This window comes from Streptomyces sp. ST2-7A (genome assembly GCF_021390475.1).
Taxonomy (GTDB): Bacteria; Actinomycetota; Actinomycetes; order Streptomycetales; family Streptomycetaceae; genus Streptomyces.
Genome location: NZ_JAJUWS010000016.1, coordinates 24,064 through 37,359, shown reverse-complemented (window position 1 = coordinate 37,359; position 13,296 = coordinate 24,064). Strand labels below are relative to the sequence as shown.

Annotated in this window: 15 protein-coding genes; 9 read left to right on the top strand and 6 right to left on the bottom strand. The window is 74.4% G+C overall.

Features of this window, described 5'->3' with window-relative positions; genetic code table 11:
* Nucleotides 1-5: 5 nt before the first annotated feature.
* From LZF96_RS12045 to LZF96_RS12030, 4 genes are all read right to left on the bottom strand, one after another.
* Nucleotides 6-560 carry a GbsR/MarR family transcriptional regulator gene (locus tag LZF96_RS12045; RefSeq protein WP_233870108.1) on the bottom strand — a complete coding sequence of 185 codons (555 nt, stop codon included), beginning with the start codon at nt 558-560 and terminating at the stop codon, nt 6-8.
* Between the two features lie 300 nt (nt 561-860).
* A complete protein-coding gene (locus LZF96_RS12040) occupies nt 861-1,217 on the bottom strand; it encodes a hypothetical protein (protein WP_233870105.1) in 357 nt (118 codons plus the stop codon).
* 393 nt (nt 1,218-1,610) lie between these two features.
* Nucleotides 1,611-1,868, bottom strand: coding sequence for a hypothetical protein (locus LZF96_RS12035; protein ID WP_233870103.1), 258 nt, complete (start codon nt 1,866-1,868; stop codon nt 1,611-1,613).
* 380 nt (nt 1,869-2,248) lie between these two features.
* Complete coding sequence (locus LZF96_RS12030; RefSeq protein ID WP_233870101.1) at nt 2,249-2,467, bottom strand: hypothetical protein; 219 nt, start codon at nt 2,465-2,467, stop codon at nt 2,249-2,251.
* Here LZF96_RS12030 and LZF96_RS12025 point away from each other — a divergent pair.
* The 6 genes from LZF96_RS12025 to LZF96_RS12000 all read left to right on the top strand — a co-directional run bounded on the left by LZF96_RS12025 (nt 2,466) and on the right by LZF96_RS12000 (nt 10,614).
* A complete protein-coding gene (locus LZF96_RS12025) occupies nt 2,466-3,473 on the top strand; it encodes a helix-turn-helix transcriptional regulator (RefSeq protein ID WP_308294189.1) in 1,008 nt (335 codons plus the stop codon). The two genes, LZF96_RS12030 and LZF96_RS12025, sit on opposite strands and share 2 nt — an antisense overlap.
* Nucleotides 3,463-3,648 (top strand): DUF397 domain-containing protein, encoded by a 186-nt coding sequence (locus LZF96_RS12020; RefSeq protein WP_233870097.1) that lies wholly within the window; start codon nt 3,463-3,465, stop codon nt 3,646-3,648. The genes LZF96_RS12025 and LZF96_RS12020 overlap by 11 nt, the downstream gene beginning before the upstream one ends.
* A gap of 147 nt (nt 3,649-3,795) precedes the next feature.
* On the top strand, nt 3,796-4,782 hold the full coding sequence (locus LZF96_RS12015) for an ABC transporter ATP-binding protein (RefSeq protein ID WP_233870095.1): 987 nt from the start codon (nt 3,796-3,798) through the stop codon (nt 4,780-4,782).
* The gene (locus tag LZF96_RS12010; protein WP_233870093.1) at nt 4,779-6,470 is read left to right on the top strand and encodes an ABC transporter permease; all 1,692 of its coding nucleotides are present in this window, start codon (nt 4,779-4,781) and stop codon (nt 6,468-6,470) included. Before LZF96_RS12015 ends, LZF96_RS12010 begins: the two co-directional genes overlap by 4 nt.
* Nucleotides 6,471-7,249: 779 nt before the next feature.
* Nucleotides 7,250-7,882 carry a hypothetical protein gene (locus tag LZF96_RS12005; protein WP_233870091.1) on the top strand — a complete coding sequence of 211 codons (633 nt, stop codon included), beginning with the start codon at nt 7,250-7,252 and terminating at the stop codon, nt 7,880-7,882.
* A 1,904-nt stretch (nt 7,883-9,786) separates the two neighbouring features.
* On the top strand, nt 9,787-10,614 hold the full coding sequence (locus LZF96_RS12000) for a class F sortase (RefSeq protein ID WP_233870089.1): 828 nt from the start codon (nt 9,787-9,789) through the stop codon (nt 10,612-10,614).
* Nucleotides 10,615-10,803: 189 nt separating this feature from the next.
* On the opposite strand, the gene LZF96_RS11995 is transcribed toward LZF96_RS12000, so the two are convergent.
* Complete coding sequence (locus LZF96_RS11995) at nt 10,804-11,214, bottom strand: VapC toxin family PIN domain ribonuclease (RefSeq protein WP_233870086.1); 411 nt, start codon at nt 11,212-11,214, stop codon at nt 10,804-10,806.
* A complete protein-coding gene (locus LZF96_RS27350) occupies nt 11,211-11,570 on the bottom strand; it encodes a type II toxin-antitoxin system VapB family antitoxin (RefSeq protein ID WP_233870083.1) in 360 nt (119 codons plus the stop codon). Before LZF96_RS27350 ends, LZF96_RS11995 begins: the two co-directional genes overlap by 4 nt.
* A 120-nt stretch (nt 11,571-11,690) precedes the next feature.
* On the opposite strand from LZF96_RS27350, the gene LZF96_RS11985 reads away from it, so the two are divergent.
* The 3 genes from LZF96_RS11985 (at nt 11,691) to LZF96_RS11975 (ending at nt 13,256) form a co-directional block, all read left to right on the top strand.
* Nucleotides 11,691-12,176, top strand: coding sequence for a GNAT family N-acetyltransferase (locus tag LZF96_RS11985; protein ID WP_233870080.1), 486 nt, complete (start codon nt 11,691-11,693; stop codon nt 12,174-12,176).
* A gap of 253 nt (nt 12,177-12,429) precedes the next feature.
* Nucleotides 12,430-12,687 (top strand): hypothetical protein, encoded by a 258-nt coding sequence (locus tag LZF96_RS11980; RefSeq protein WP_233870077.1) that lies wholly within the window; start codon nt 12,430-12,432, stop codon nt 12,685-12,687.
* Between the two features lie 182 nt (nt 12,688-12,869).
* Nucleotides 12,870-13,256 carry a hypothetical protein gene (locus LZF96_RS11975; protein ID WP_233870074.1) on the top strand — a complete coding sequence of 129 codons (387 nt, stop codon included), beginning with the start codon at nt 12,870-12,872 and terminating at the stop codon, nt 13,254-13,256.
* The last annotated feature ends 40 nt before the right edge of the window (nt 13,257-13,296 follow it).

Genomic DNA, 13,296 nt, shown 5'->3' with positions numbered 1-13,296 from the left:
CCCGATCAGGGGGACTCGCCGGTCGTCGCGGCGGCCCGGTGTTCCTGCCAGCGCCGCATGAGATCCCTGAGCCCCACCCGCATGAATTCCATGAACTCCGTGGTCTCGGTGAGTCGACGGCCGGCCGGGGAGTCCGGCCCCACGGCTTCGATGCCCTGCCGAAGGCTGCCGATCCACCGGTTGAGCAGGGGATCGCGATTGGTCATCGCGTCGTGCCAGACGTCCTGGTGGACCCGGTATCGCTCGCGCCGGGTGCCGGGCTGCCGCTCGCGGGAGAGCAGGTGCATCTGGGAGAGGTAGGAGACGGCTCCGGAAATCGCGCCGGGCGAGACCCGCAGGCGGTCGGCGATCTCGGCCGAGGTGAGGGCACCGCTGTTCTCGGCGAGGAGGGCGGCGAGGACCCGGGCCGCCATCCGCTGCATCCCGGCGTCGGTGAGGTCCCCGGCGAAGCGCTCGACGAAGGCGGCGACCTCCGGCGTCCAGGAACCGCCGGGTTCCCCCGGTGCCGCCTCGGCGTCGGTCCCCGGTTCGGTCCGGGGCGCCATTCGCTCCTCCTGCACGTGCCGTCCTCTCCGTGATCGCGTCCGTACCGCGCGCCGTTCGCCGACGGCGGGGCGGGACGCGGCCCTGCTGGCATCCTGCCGGCCCGATCGCCGGTTTCGGGGTATTCACGGATTTGTGAAACAACCGTAGGCGCGACGTCCGCCCGGAGGCAACCGATGCCGTCGCCCTCCCGACCGGCGGAGACGCATGTCCCCGGCCGCGCCCGTGGCTCCGGGGCGAAGTGCCTTCCCCACCGGGGCCCGCGCTCCGGGGAAGGCCGGGACATGTCCACCCCGCCCCGGCGGACGGGGTGTCCCTCAGGGGACGACGCCCCAGGCGAGGAGACGGGCGTCCACCGCCTCCGGCGCGTCCCCGGGGTGCCGGCCGGCCACCACCGCCCGCAGGGCCCGGACCGCGCCCCGCCGCCGGTCCTCCAGCACGCGCACGTCATCGGCCGCCGAACCGCCCGTCACCGGGCCGTCGCCGGCGGCCGACCCCCCGAACCCGGGCGCGCCGGTCACGGACCCGTCGGAAGCGGGCCCATCGGTCACGGGCGCGCCGTCGACCGGGGTCGTCCGGGCGGCGAGCCGGGCCCTGACGAGCCGGACGTCCAAATCCCGGATGACCCCGAGCAGGGCATGGGTCGCCGGGCTCATCCGCTGGGCGGGAATCATCGTGGTCACCGTAGCCCGCCCCCGGCGACGAGCCCAACGGCCACCCCACCGACGACGTGAACCCCGACCACGCCGGCCGGTCGGCGTGGGACATCGGACGAGGCCGGCGACGACGCCTCTTCCTCCCGCCCCGGACGGCGGGCACCGCGGACGCGCCGCCCCACCCCGGTCGTGATCACGACGCCCCACCGGCCGCCGCGGGGTCGCTCGGGCCCGGGTCGCACCCCGGGCACGAGCACCCGAGGTAGACCACGCCGGGCACCTCGGGATCGCGCCGGGTCTCCCGCCCGGTGCAGGAGTGGTGCAGGCCGATGCGGCAGGGGTGGCAGACGTGCCGGTCACTGCCCGGAAGCGGCTCGGGCGCACACCGACGCAGGCACGGGAATCGCGCGGTCACGCGATCACCCCCACCCGGACGCGGCGGGACTGCCGGACGCCGTGAATCGACGGCGGGGGCCAGTCGATACCCCGCACGGCCAGACGCAGCACGGCACGCCGCTTCCACTGCGCCGCCCGGACACCGAGGCGGGTGACGGGGCCGGCGGCGGGACGTCGCACCGGGGGCACCCGGCGCCCACCGACCGGGGCGATGCCGGGATCGACGCCCCGGGCGGTGTTCTCCGGGGAACGGCGGGGGGCCGGAACGAACACCCGCGCGGGGTGCCCGGGAGGCGCCGGGTCGGGGGGAACCGGCCGCGCGGTGGGGCGCGCCGGACGGGAACGGTACGACGGGCCGGGTTTCCTCCGTGTCCGATTGGCCTCCGGGGCGGCCGGCGCGGGAGCGCCCGTCCCGCCCGCGCGGTGCCCGCCGGTGCCCGCCCCGACGAGGCGATCCCACCATCGGCGAATGGCAGGTCGTTCCCGACGGTGGGACCGGTTACGGTGGTGCATGTCGAGTCCATTCCTGAAATGCGGATCGGCCATGCCCGGGGACTGTGGCGACAGTCGCCCGGGCGCTTTCTCGTTACCCCTCCGGAAAATGCGCCAGGAGTTCGAATTTCCCCTCTTTCGGGGATTCCCGGACGGGTACGTCACCGGTCCTCACCGCTCTCGACCAACCCGCCCGACCCATCCACCGCGCGCACCGTCCCTCCACCCCGGAACAACGCCGACACGGCCACCTCCGACACGGGCGGTCCGGTGTCAACCTCCGCCCACCGCGCGGCACACTCCCGGCGCAGGCGTTCGAGTGAGGCCGCCACGATCGCGTCGTCGATCTCCGGTCGGGGCAGCCGCGCGCGTTCCAACATGGCCCTCACCTCGGCATCCGTGAGCCGCCGACGCCGGGGCAGGGATGGAGGCGGACGATCCGAATCATTCATTCGCTCGGTAGTCACACATCAACAATGCGTGAGAAACACCCGGTGTGTGTGCCCTACGGTGCTCGCAAAAGGAGCCGCGAGCACCGAAGGGAACGGGTATTCGATGGACGCACGTCATGACGATTCCCCGCCCACCACGGCCGGCCTCATTCCCCAGCAGCTGAGAAACCTGAGACAGGTTCACGAACTCTCGCAGCGAGCCCTGTCCGCGCGAATCCGATACGCGCCGTCCCATATCGCGGATGTGGAACGGGGACGGCGCCTACCCTCCGAGGAAATGGCCCGGGCACTCGACGAACTCTTCACCCCTCCCCTGCCCTTCACGTCCCTACTGGCCACCGCGCAGACCGAGTTGGTCGCCGACTACGGGCGAATGATCGTGCGGCGCGAGAGCGAGGCGGTCCGCGTCCAGGCATTCACCAGCAGCGTCATCCCGGGACTGCTCCAGACCGAGGAATACGCGCGGGAACTGCTGTCGAAGGGCCTCCCCCGGGAGTCGGCGGAGAGCATCGCGGCACGCGTGGACGCGCGCATGGCCCGGAAGCGGATTTTCGACCGGGAGGACCCGCCCCTGTACTGGGTGGTGGTGGACGAATGCGCGCTGATGCGAGCAATCTCCACGAAAGATGCGATGTATGAGCAATTCCGCTTCCTACTGGATATCGCCGACCGCCCTCACGTGACGATCCAGATCCACCCCGTGGCACGCGGCATCCACGCCATGCACGGGGGTAGCCTCACCGTGCTATCACTGCGAGACGGGCCCACGGTGGCAACGGTCGAGTCATTCGCGAGCGGAGAACCCACGGATTCCCCCACCCGGGTGAGCCAACTGCTGGAAATGATGGACACCGCGAAAGTGAACGCTCTGACACCAACCGAATCGCTGGAACTGATCCAGCGATATTTGAAGGAGTGTGAAGATGCAGATTGAGTCACACACATGGCGGAAATCCACCTACAGCGGCGTGGATAACGGGCAGTGCCTCGAAGTCGCCGACGGGGTCCCCGGAGTGGTGCCGGTCCGCGACAGCAAGCGCCCCGACGGCCCCACCCTCACCATCCACCACGACGCCTGGCGAGCCTTCACCCACCTCACCCGCCGCTGACCCCGCCCCCGCCCCCGCCCCACCGGAACGCCCCCGACGCCGCGTCGGAGGGCGTTCCCGCGCGTCGGGACGGCCCCACCACACCCTCGACAGCCCTCCACTTTCGGAGTATTCACAGATTTGTGAAATAAGCGTAGGCTCAAAATCATGACAGAGGCAACCGATGCCATCAGCATCTCGGGTCTGGTCAAGACCTTCGGCCAGACCCGCGCCCTGGACGGACTCGACCTGACCGTCCGCACCGGGGAGGTGCACGGCTTCCTCGGGCCCAACGGCGCCGGGAAGTCCACCGCCATCCGGGTCCTGCTCGGCCTGCTGCGCGCCGACTCCGGCAGCGCGCGGGTCCTGGACGGGGACCCCTGGCGGGACGCCGTCGCCCTCCACCGTCGCCTGGCCTACGTGCCCGGCGACGTCGAGTTGTGGCCCAACCTGACCGGCGGCGAGGCCATCGACCTCCTCGCCCGACTGCGCGGCGGCATCGACGAGAAGCGACGGGCCGACCTCACCGAACGCTTCGACCTCGACCCCACCAAGAAGGGGCGCTCCTACTCCAAGGGCAACCGTCAGAAGGTCGCCCTGATCGCCGCCCTGGCGTCCAGGGTGGACCTGCTCCTGCTGGACGAACCGACCGCCGGCCTCGACCCGCTGATGGAGGTCGTCTTCCAGGAGGAGATCGCCCGGGCCCGCGCCGACGGCGCCACCGTGCTGCTCTCCAGCCACATCCTCGCCCAGGTGGAGAAGCTCTGCGACCGGGTGAGCATCATCCGGCTGGGGAAGGTCGTGCAGTCCGGCACCCTCGGGGAGTTGCGCCACCTCACCCGCACCACCATCGAGGCCGAGACCGCCGCCCCCGCCGACTCCGTCGAGGGGCTCGGCCGGCTGCCCGGAGTGCACGACCTGCGCTTCGAGGACGGCAGGGTGCGCTTCGCCGTGGACGGTGAGCACCTGGGGGAGACCGTGCGCGAACTCGCCGGGCTCGGTGTGCGGTCGCTGGTCAGCCACCCGCCGACGCTGGAGGAGCTGATGCTCCGGCACTACGGCACCCACCCGCCGGACGAGCCGGGAACCGCCCCCGCCACCCCCGTCGGGGCCGACGCCACCGACACCACCGGCGGGAACGGGGCCGGGCGATGACCGCCACCCGTCCCGTGCCGTTGGAGAAGCCCGCGCCCCCGCGCGACGACTCCCGGGGCTCGACCCTCGTCGGCACCGGCGTCCTGCTGCGTTTCGCCCTGCGCCGCGACCGCGTCCGCATGGCGGCGTGGGCGGTCGGTCTGGTGCTCGGCACGGTGGCGAGCGCCGGTTCCTTCGAGGGCGCCTACGCCGACGAGGCGGCCCGGCAGGGCCTGATCGAGTCGATGAGCGGGCCCGCCGGGCTGGCCATGACCGGCCCCGCCGAGTACCTCACCGACTACACCTACGCCTCCATGCTCGCCCATCAGATGATCGGCTTCACCGGCGTACTCATCGCGCTGATGGCCGTCCTGACGGTCACCCGGCACTCGCGCAACGAGGAGGAGACCGGCCGTTCCGAACTGCTGCGCGCCGGCGTGCTGGGCCGGCACGCCCAGCTGACCGCCGCGCTCGCCGCCGCCGCCATCGCCTCCCTCCTCATCGGCCTGCTGATGGCCGTCTCCCTCATCGGTCTCGACACGGAGGGCACCACCGCGTCCGGCGCCCTGCTCTACGGGCTGGCGCACACCGCCGTCGCCCTGGTCTTCGCGGGCGCGGCGGCCGTCACCGTCCAACTGACCGCGCACACCCGGGCCGCCTCCGGGATGGCACTCGCCGCCGTGGGCGCCGCCTACGCCCTGCGGGCCGCCGGTGACGCCACCGGCGACCTCGCCGAGGGCGGTGCGGGCGGCGGCGTGTGGCTGTCCTGGCTCTCCCCCATCGGCTGGGCGCAGCGCACCTTCGCCTTCGTGGACGACCGGTGGTGGCCGCTGCTGCCGTGCCTCGCCCTGGCCGTCGGCCTCGCCGCCCTCGGCTACGTGCTCGGCACCCGCCGCGACGTCGGCGCCGGCCTGTGGGCCGCCCGGGGCGGCCGGCCCCGGGCGTCCGATGCCCTCGCCCACCCCTTCGGGATGGCGCTGCGCCTACAGCGTGGCCTGTTGGTCGGCTTCGCGGTCGGCCTCGCCCTGCTCGGCGCGATGTACGGGTCGGTGATCGGCGAGGTGGAGGGGATGCTCGGCGACGTCGACGTGATCCAGGAGTCCCTGGCGCAGCTCGGCGGGGCGACGCTGACCGAGAGCTTCGTGTCCATGGTGCTGATCCCGCTCTCCACCGTGGCGGCCGTGTACGCGGTGCTCGCCTCGCTGCGGGTGCGGGCCGAGGAGACCGGCGGCCGGGCCGAGTCCCTGCTGGCCACCGGCCTCTCCCGGTCCCGCTGGGCCGGCGGACACCTGGCGGTCGCGCTGCTGGGCGGCACGGCGGCGCTGGTCGCCGGTGGTCTGGTGCTGGGCGTCACCGGCGCCGCCACCCTCGGCCAGGGCGACCTGGTGGGCTCCGTGCTCGGCGCCTCGCTGGCGTACGGGCCGGCGCTGTGGCTGACGGTCGGGGCGACCGCCGCCCTGATCGGCTGGGCGCCGAGGGCCGTCACCCTCGCCTGGGTGCTGCCGATCGGCGCGTTCGTACTGGGATATCTCGGCGGGCTGTTGGACTTCCCGCAGTGGCTCGTCAACCTCAGCCCGTTCACCCATGTGCCGCGCCTGCCCGCGCAGGAGATGGAGTGGACGCCGCTGGTGATCCTCACCGCCCTGGCGGCCGGGCTGCTGTGGCTCGGCCTGGCCGGACTCCGGCGCCGGGACCTGGAGTTGAAGTGACCGGTTGAACCGGGGAACCGAACGGGCCGTCGGTGCCCCGGAACCCGCCCGGGTTCCGGGGCACCGGTGTACCCGGGGCACCGGTGTACCCGGGGACCGGTGTACGCGGGGACCGGTCGGGGTCCGGCACGTCGCCGGCCCCGGAACCGCGTGGTCGCCGATGACGCGTCACCACCCCGGCCGCGCGCCACGGGCGGTGGCGCTCCGGGGCGGGGGGACGAGCCGCTCCCCGTCCCGGCGCCGGGGCCCGTGGCGCGCCGCCGGGTCGCGCACTCCGACACGCCCCCGCCCCGGCCCGCGCTCCTCCCACACCACCGCACGTCACACCCCGGGCGTGGACCTCTCCCCGTGACCACCGCCCGTGACGCCCGGGGCCTCACACCGCCGCAGCGGCCGACCGGCTTCGCGCCGAACGCCGGTCCCGGACACCCGTCGCCGGCCCCTTTGCCCCATCCGTGGCGTTCCGGTGCCCCGGAGGGACGCGCGACGGGGCGCGGAGGGAGAGTTCACCCCTCCGGTCGACCGTTCCGTCCCCCGGATATCCCGCGTGTCCGTCGGTCGCCGGACGGGACCCGCTCCCGAAATCCCTTCGCGTGGGATCCCGTTGACCGGGCCTTCCGGTGTCGAGGGCCCGATCCCGGCCCCTCCCGTCGACCCCGGACACGGCGTCGGACGTCGCGGCGGACGGGTGACGCCGACGCCCCGGACAACCCGTACGGCGCAGCGGCACCACCCGCCGGGACGCGTTCCGGGTGCGGGTCGGGAAGGGCGCTGGTCGCATGGCACTGAAAGCCCGTCATGCCCCCGGCGTGACGACCATCGACCCGGAGGTCATACGTCCCATGCACCGCACGTGCCCCACCCGGGCAACCACTCCCGCACAACGCACCCGCACAGGGCGGATCGCGGCCGGCGCCGCCGCCCTCCTGATGGCCCTCGGCCCCGCCGGCACCGCCGTGGCCGATGAGGTGCTCGACGACGGCAAGCGGGCCGGCGGTGAGACCCACGGCAAGCTGCTCGTCTCACCGGCTTCCGGCGGCGCGGGCACGCAGGTGACGGTGAAGGCGACCTGCCGCCCGAGCGGTGGCGCCACCTCCGTCGCCCTCCGGGAACCGATCACCCTCCAGCGCGCCGACAGCGGCCAGTGGGTGGGGCGCGGGCAGATCCGGAGCACCGGCCTGCAGCCCGGCCGCGTCTACCAGATCAACGTCAACTGCGCCGACGGCCAGGTGCAGACCGGCACCTTCACCTACACCGCCACCCCCAGCGGCGGTGCCGCCGCCGGCTTCGGCGGCTCGGCGGGCGGCGACTTCACCACCCCGCTGGCGATCGGCGGTGGCATCGCCGCGGCGGGCGCGCTGGGGTACGTCTTCACCTCGCGCCGCCGTGCGCTGGGGCGCCACGGCTTCTGAGTCGGAGCCGGAGCCGGCGGCGGGCCGTCGGTGACGTCACACCGTCCCGGCCGTCCCCATGATCGCCCGCCGGTGTCCCCGAGCACCGGTGGGTGCGCGACCGGTCCCCGCCCGTGGACAGGCACGGGCGGGGACCGTCGCCGGGGCTCGATCGGCGGTGGGTGACGCCGGACGGGCCGCACCGTTCGCGCACCGTCCCGGTCACGGACCGGCCGGGGCGAACGACCGAACACCACCGCCGGCGCGACAGGGACGCCGGCCCGACCGCAGCGACCGCACCGCGCCGCCTCCCGGCCCGACCGGACCCCGACGGACCGGCGCGGAACCGGGCGACCGTCCCCCTCCGGGACGACGCCGAGGAGAACGACACAGGGCGAACCCGCGGGTGAGCCCGGGTGAGCAGGGTGATGACCGGCATGACGAGGATGGCCGGGGTCCCGCACGGTGTGTGGGGCCTGTCGTGGTTGACGCGGCGCCACCGCGACGACCGGATCGAGGGAATGGGCGGCCTGGACCGACTCCGTGAACTACGGGAGCCGGGGACCCCCGGCCGGCGCGGATTCCGCCGTGCCGCCGCCGCGGAACCGCCCCGGTCGGGCGGAGGGGACCCCTCGGCCGGGTGGAGTGGACCGACCCCACCGGGCCGGCCGGCGGGCACCGGGAGGGCCACCGCCGTGTCCGAAAGGGGTGGCGATCCCCCGCAGGACGGTCCGAACGGGCTGCGCGAGACGACCGGGCCGCCGCCGGCGAAGACGTCGGCCGCCACGCCGGACGGGCCGACCACCCCACATCGAGCCGTGCCCCCCGAGAGGCCCGGCGTCCCGACCGAAACGGGTGGAATCGCGCCGGTGGAGAAGACGAACGAGCGGGTCGGGGCGGCCGATCCCGCGCCATCCACCGCCCCGGCCACGCCGGACGGACCGACCCCACCCCTCCGAATCCCACCCCTCCGAACCCCGACCCTCGTCGGGGCCGTCACCGACACCGGGACCGACACGGACGGGATGAGCCCGCGCAACGATCCCGGCCGCTCGGGTGGGCCCGCCGGATCGGCCGACCCGTCCCGGGCGAAGACGGCCGACGCGTCGGGCGACTCGCCCACCCCCTCGGAAGCGCCCGTGCCCCGCGAACGCGCCGGGTCGGCCCCTTCGGGCGGGACAACCGACCCCCTCCGGCCCACCGGCACGGCATCGCGGGCCCCCGCGTCGGGCACGGCCGGCCTCGGCGTCACCGGCTCGGCGGGGCCCCTCGGACCGTCCGGATCGGGAAGCCCGTCCGGACCGGGAGGACCGGGCGGACCGGGAAGCCCGGGCGGACCGGAAGGGGCGGCCCCGGAGCCCGGATCGGACGTCCCGGCCCGGATGTCCGGACCGGACCCGATCGGTGGGCCGGTGTCACCGTCCCGCACCGAGTGGGCCACGGGGTCGGCACCCGTGCCGAGCGGTTCCACCGCCCCGACGGGAGCGGCCGTCCGGCGTGGGCGCGTTCGACCGACCTCCCCGGCGGGAGCCCCCGGTACCGGCCGGGAACCGGAGTCCTCCGGGCCGACCGGCCCGACCGGGGCCGGCGGGACGGGACGACCTCCCGGAACGACCGCCGTCACCACGCCCGCCGGCGCGACCGCCCCCGACGGCCCGTGGGACCCGATGGGAACCGGCGAAACGGACGAGACGTGCGACGCCGGCGGCGTGTTCGCCCGGTGGGGCATCGGGAGACCCGTGAAGGGGCCGGGGTTCGCGGGGGAATCCGCCCGGGGCACGGAGCCCCCGCCCGGCCCCGAGGCCACGCCCCCCGGCTCCGCCGGCCCCGACGGGCCCGAACCCCGGCGCCCCCGACACCGCCGGCGGGGGCCGATCCGCGTGCTGCGGGACCGCGTGCGGGCCTTTCGGGAGAGGGTGCGCCGGATGTTGGACCAGGTGGACCTGTGGCTGGAGCGCCGCTACCACGCCGGGGCCCGCCTGCTGGGTCGGGTGCCCTGGCACCTGCCCCTGGTTCCCTGGCGCCGGCTGGCCTCCCGCTCCCGGGCCCGGCGGTTCGCCGCCACCGGCCTGACCCGTCCGCAACGACTGGCCCCGCGCCGTCGCGGCCTGGAGATGGTGATGGCGACGGCCTCCGTGGTGCTGTGCGTGACGCTGGCCGCCGCCGCGCCGACACCGGGGGCGGAGACCCCCTCCCGGGCCGCCGCCGCGCCGGTGAGCGGCACGGATCGGGACCCGGCCGCCGGCGACGGCGCCGAGGTCGTGCCCGGGGCCGACCCCGGGATGGAACGGGCCGAGCCGACCCGGGTGCGGATCCCGTGGCTGCGGGCCGACGTGGAGGTCTTCGGCGCGGACCTGGACCCGGACGGCGGTCCGCCGTCCCCGGCCGAGGAGGACGCCATGCGCGCCGCCTGGTACGCCGGCGGGGTCTCGCCGGGCGAGCGCGGCGCCGCTCTGCTCGTCGGCCACCTGGACACCCGGGAGGGCCCGGCGGCGTTCGCGGGCCTGGGGATGCTGGAGCCCGGCGAGGTCATCGAGGTGGACCGGGCCGACGACACCACGGCGGTCTTCACCGTGGAGGCCGTCGAGCAGTACCCGAAAGCGGAGTTCCCCGACGAGCGGGTGTACGGCGCGGTGGGGACGCCGCAGTTGCGGCTGATCACCTGCGGCGGCCGGTGGACGCCGGAGGGCGGCTACGACGCGAACATCGTGGCGTACGCGACACTCACCGAAACCGTCCGGCACACCGACTGATCCGCGACGGATCCGGCCCCGTCCGGTTCCGGGCCCGACCCGCCGGCGCGCGGGCCGGGCCCGGAGACGTCCGCACCGCTCGGGGCGGTCACGGATCCCCCCTCCACCGGTTCCGGGCCGACGTGCCCCGCCCCGTCCCCGTCGCCGGTCGGGACCCGGGGCCTCGACCCAGCCCACGGCGGGGTGGGTTCACACGATGTCGTGGATGCCGTGCTCGGTCAGATCGGGTGCGTGGCGGGCCACGGTACGGTAATCGGTGTCGTCGTGAGGCACTGTCAGGCCGTGATGGGCGGCAGTGGCGGCGATCATGGGATCGACCGCCGAGGCACTGCGGTACTCCCCGGCTCCGGCCATACGATGCCGCACCGCACCGATCCACCGTCCGGCGTTCTTGGGCACCGCGATCTCCGGATAGAGGTCGTCGAACATTTCGGTGATCTCGTCGTACTCACGACCGCTTCGAGCACTGTGGGGAAACTCGACCCGCTGTGGGTAACACGACGCGATCGCTCCGGCGTCGATCATGTCGTACCAGACCTTTTGAAGCGTGGGGTCGCCGAGCGGACGTACCAGGCCGGAGGTGTCGAATAGGTGGATCACCGGGCGTGCTTCTCCGCCCGGTGCAGACGCTCGGCGTCCTCAACGGCCCCCCAGTGCTCCGCTCGCTCGAAATGACGACTGATACGGGCCGCACGCTCCTGTTGCTCGGAGTAGAAGCGCAAGGCGAGGTTGACCGCCTCCTTCTTGGTCCTCACCTTGAGGAACGCCATGACACGCGCCAATACCTCATCGTCGATGTCGATCCGCGTCAGGGACATGGCCACCTCCGAGAAAATGTTGATGATGTACATGGGAGGGTGCGGGATCAACATCCATGGGTTCGAGTCCTCCATGTAACGACGAACCGGCCGGGCCGCACCGGGCTCCACCCCCACCCTCCGCCATGCCGGGGACACCTCGTCCCCCTCGGCCGTCCTCCGGGGCCGATCGAGGGGTGCCGCGCGCGATCCCACCACCCGAACGAGGGAACCGGCACCGGGTCCGGGCTCCGGTGGGGGCGGTCGTACGGTGGGCGGATGGAGATTCGCACCGCCCGCGACGAGGACTGGTCGCAGATTTATCCCTTTTACGCGAGGACCGTGGACGAGGGCCGGACCTACACCCTGCCCGAGGGGCTGGGGATGGAGGAGGCCCGTCCGCTGTGGATGGAGGGCCCGCCGTGGCGGACGGTGGTGGCCGTGGACGGGGACCGGGTCGTGGGGACGGCGAAGATGGGTCCGAGCCTGCCCGGGCGGGGCGCGGGCATCGCCGGGGCCTCCTTCATGGTCGATCCGACGCACCGGGGCTCGGGGGTGGGGCGGGCCCTGGGGGAACACGTCATCGAGTGGTGCCGGGAGGCCGGTTTCCGGGGCATCCGGTTCAACGCCGTGGTGGAGGCCAACGAGGCGGCGGTGCGGCTGTGGAAGTCGCTCGGCTTCGAGGTGATCGGCACGGTGCCGGAGGCGTTCGACCACGTCGACCTCGGGCCGGTGGGTCTGCACGTGATGTACCGCCGGCTCTGAGGCCGAAGGCCGTGGGGCGGCGGGGGTGCGGGGCGGTGGGGGCGCGGGTGGTTCGAACACCCCGCGCGGCGTGCCATCGGGTACGGATGCGTACCCGTAACATCCCGGCACAACGGACAAATAGTGACGCAATGGCGCTTGTCGCCCACGTGTCACGCCGTCCGACGTACCCGGCCCGGGGTGCGGGATCCCCCGCGTCCCGCGCCGGGACACCGCCACCGCCACCGCCACCGCCACGCGGAAGGAACGCCCGGTGTCCGACGCCAACATCCGCATCCCCGTCGAGGCCCGTGACCGCCTCGCCGAGATCGCCGCCGCCGAGGGCCTGTCGCTGCGCGGCTGGCTGGCCCGCCTCGCCGAAACCGCTCTGACCCCCGCCGAGCGGGTCGCGCGCGCCGAACGCGCCGAGGCCCTGCTGCGCCGCTGGAACGGCTACGGCCCCGACGCCGGCGAACGCGCCGACCTGGACCGGGAGATCGACCGCCGCCTGCACCGCGTGGACCTGGTGTGAGGGGGCCGTACCCGCCCCGCCGCGGGCAGGACGGCGCCCCGGTGGTCGGTGGGCGGCACGGCTCGTCGACCGGTACGTCGACCGGTACGGCCTGCCCGGGGATCCCCCGGCCCTCGCCCGGTCACCCGACGGGAAAGCGGGCGCAGCCCGACCCGCCGCACGTCGTCCTCGACCACACGGCGATGGTCGCCGCGGGTCGGGGCAACGTCCTGATCTCCCGGCTGATCCACCGCGCGCACGCCGAATCCGATTGGTTCCTCGGGGTGGCGACCTGCGCCCTCGTGGAGGCCGACCGCACCCGGCCGGGGACCGCCGACCGGATCACCGCTCTGCCCGGCCTGGTCGTGCTCCCCCTGGACCCGGCCGCCGCCCTGGCCGTGGCCCGGGGCCGGGACTGGGCGGACGCCCACACCGAGTGGGCCGCCCTCCCGGTGCCGGAACGTCCCGACGGGGCGGTGGTCGTCACCGTCCGGCCGGAGGGCTGGCGGGGGCGCCCGGTCCGGGTGCTCGACCTCGGCTCCGGCGACGCCGACGGGCACCCCGTCGACCCCGGCGACCGGCCCTTCTGACGGATCCGCCGACGACCACTTCCGACGGGCCCGCCGGTCG

What these genes read in the sequence shown, in the direction of transcription:
- LZF96_RS12040 (WP_233870105.1), bottom strand. Translation starts at nt 1,217, where the DNA reads ATGATTCCCGCCCAGCGGATGAGCCCGGCGACCCATGCCCTGCTCGGG.
- LZF96_RS12015 (WP_233870095.1), top strand. Translation starts at nt 3,796, where the DNA reads ATGACAGAGGCAACCGATGCCATCAGCATCTCGGGTCTGGTCAAGACC.
- LZF96_RS12025 (WP_308294189.1), top strand. Translation starts at nt 2,466, where the DNA reads ATGGCCCTCACCTCGGCATCCGTGAGCCGCCGACGCCGGGGCAGGGAT.
- LZF96_RS12020 (WP_233870097.1), top strand. Translation starts at nt 3,463, where the DNA reads ATGCAGATTGAGTCACACACATGGCGGAAATCCACCTACAGCGGCGTG.
- LZF96_RS12030 (WP_233870101.1), bottom strand. Translation starts at nt 2,467, where the DNA reads ATGTTGGAACGCGCGCGGCTGCCCCGACCGGAGATCGACGACGCGATC.
- LZF96_RS12010 (WP_233870093.1), top strand. Translation starts at nt 4,779, where the DNA reads ATGACCGCCACCCGTCCCGTGCCGTTGGAGAAGCCCGCGCCCCCGCGC.
- LZF96_RS11985 (WP_233870080.1), top strand. Translation starts at nt 11,691, where the DNA reads ATGGAGATTCGCACCGCCCGCGACGAGGACTGGTCGCAGATTTATCCC.
- LZF96_RS12000 (WP_233870089.1), top strand. Translation starts at nt 9,787, where the DNA reads ATGTTGGACCAGGTGGACCTGTGGCTGGAGCGCCGCTACCACGCCGGG.
- LZF96_RS11975 (WP_233870074.1), top strand. Translation starts at nt 12,870, where the DNA reads ATGGTCGCCGCGGGTCGGGGCAACGTCCTGATCTCCCGGCTGATCCAC.
- LZF96_RS12005 (WP_233870091.1), top strand. Translation starts at nt 7,250, where the DNA reads ATGGCACTGAAAGCCCGTCATGCCCCCGGCGTGACGACCATCGACCCG.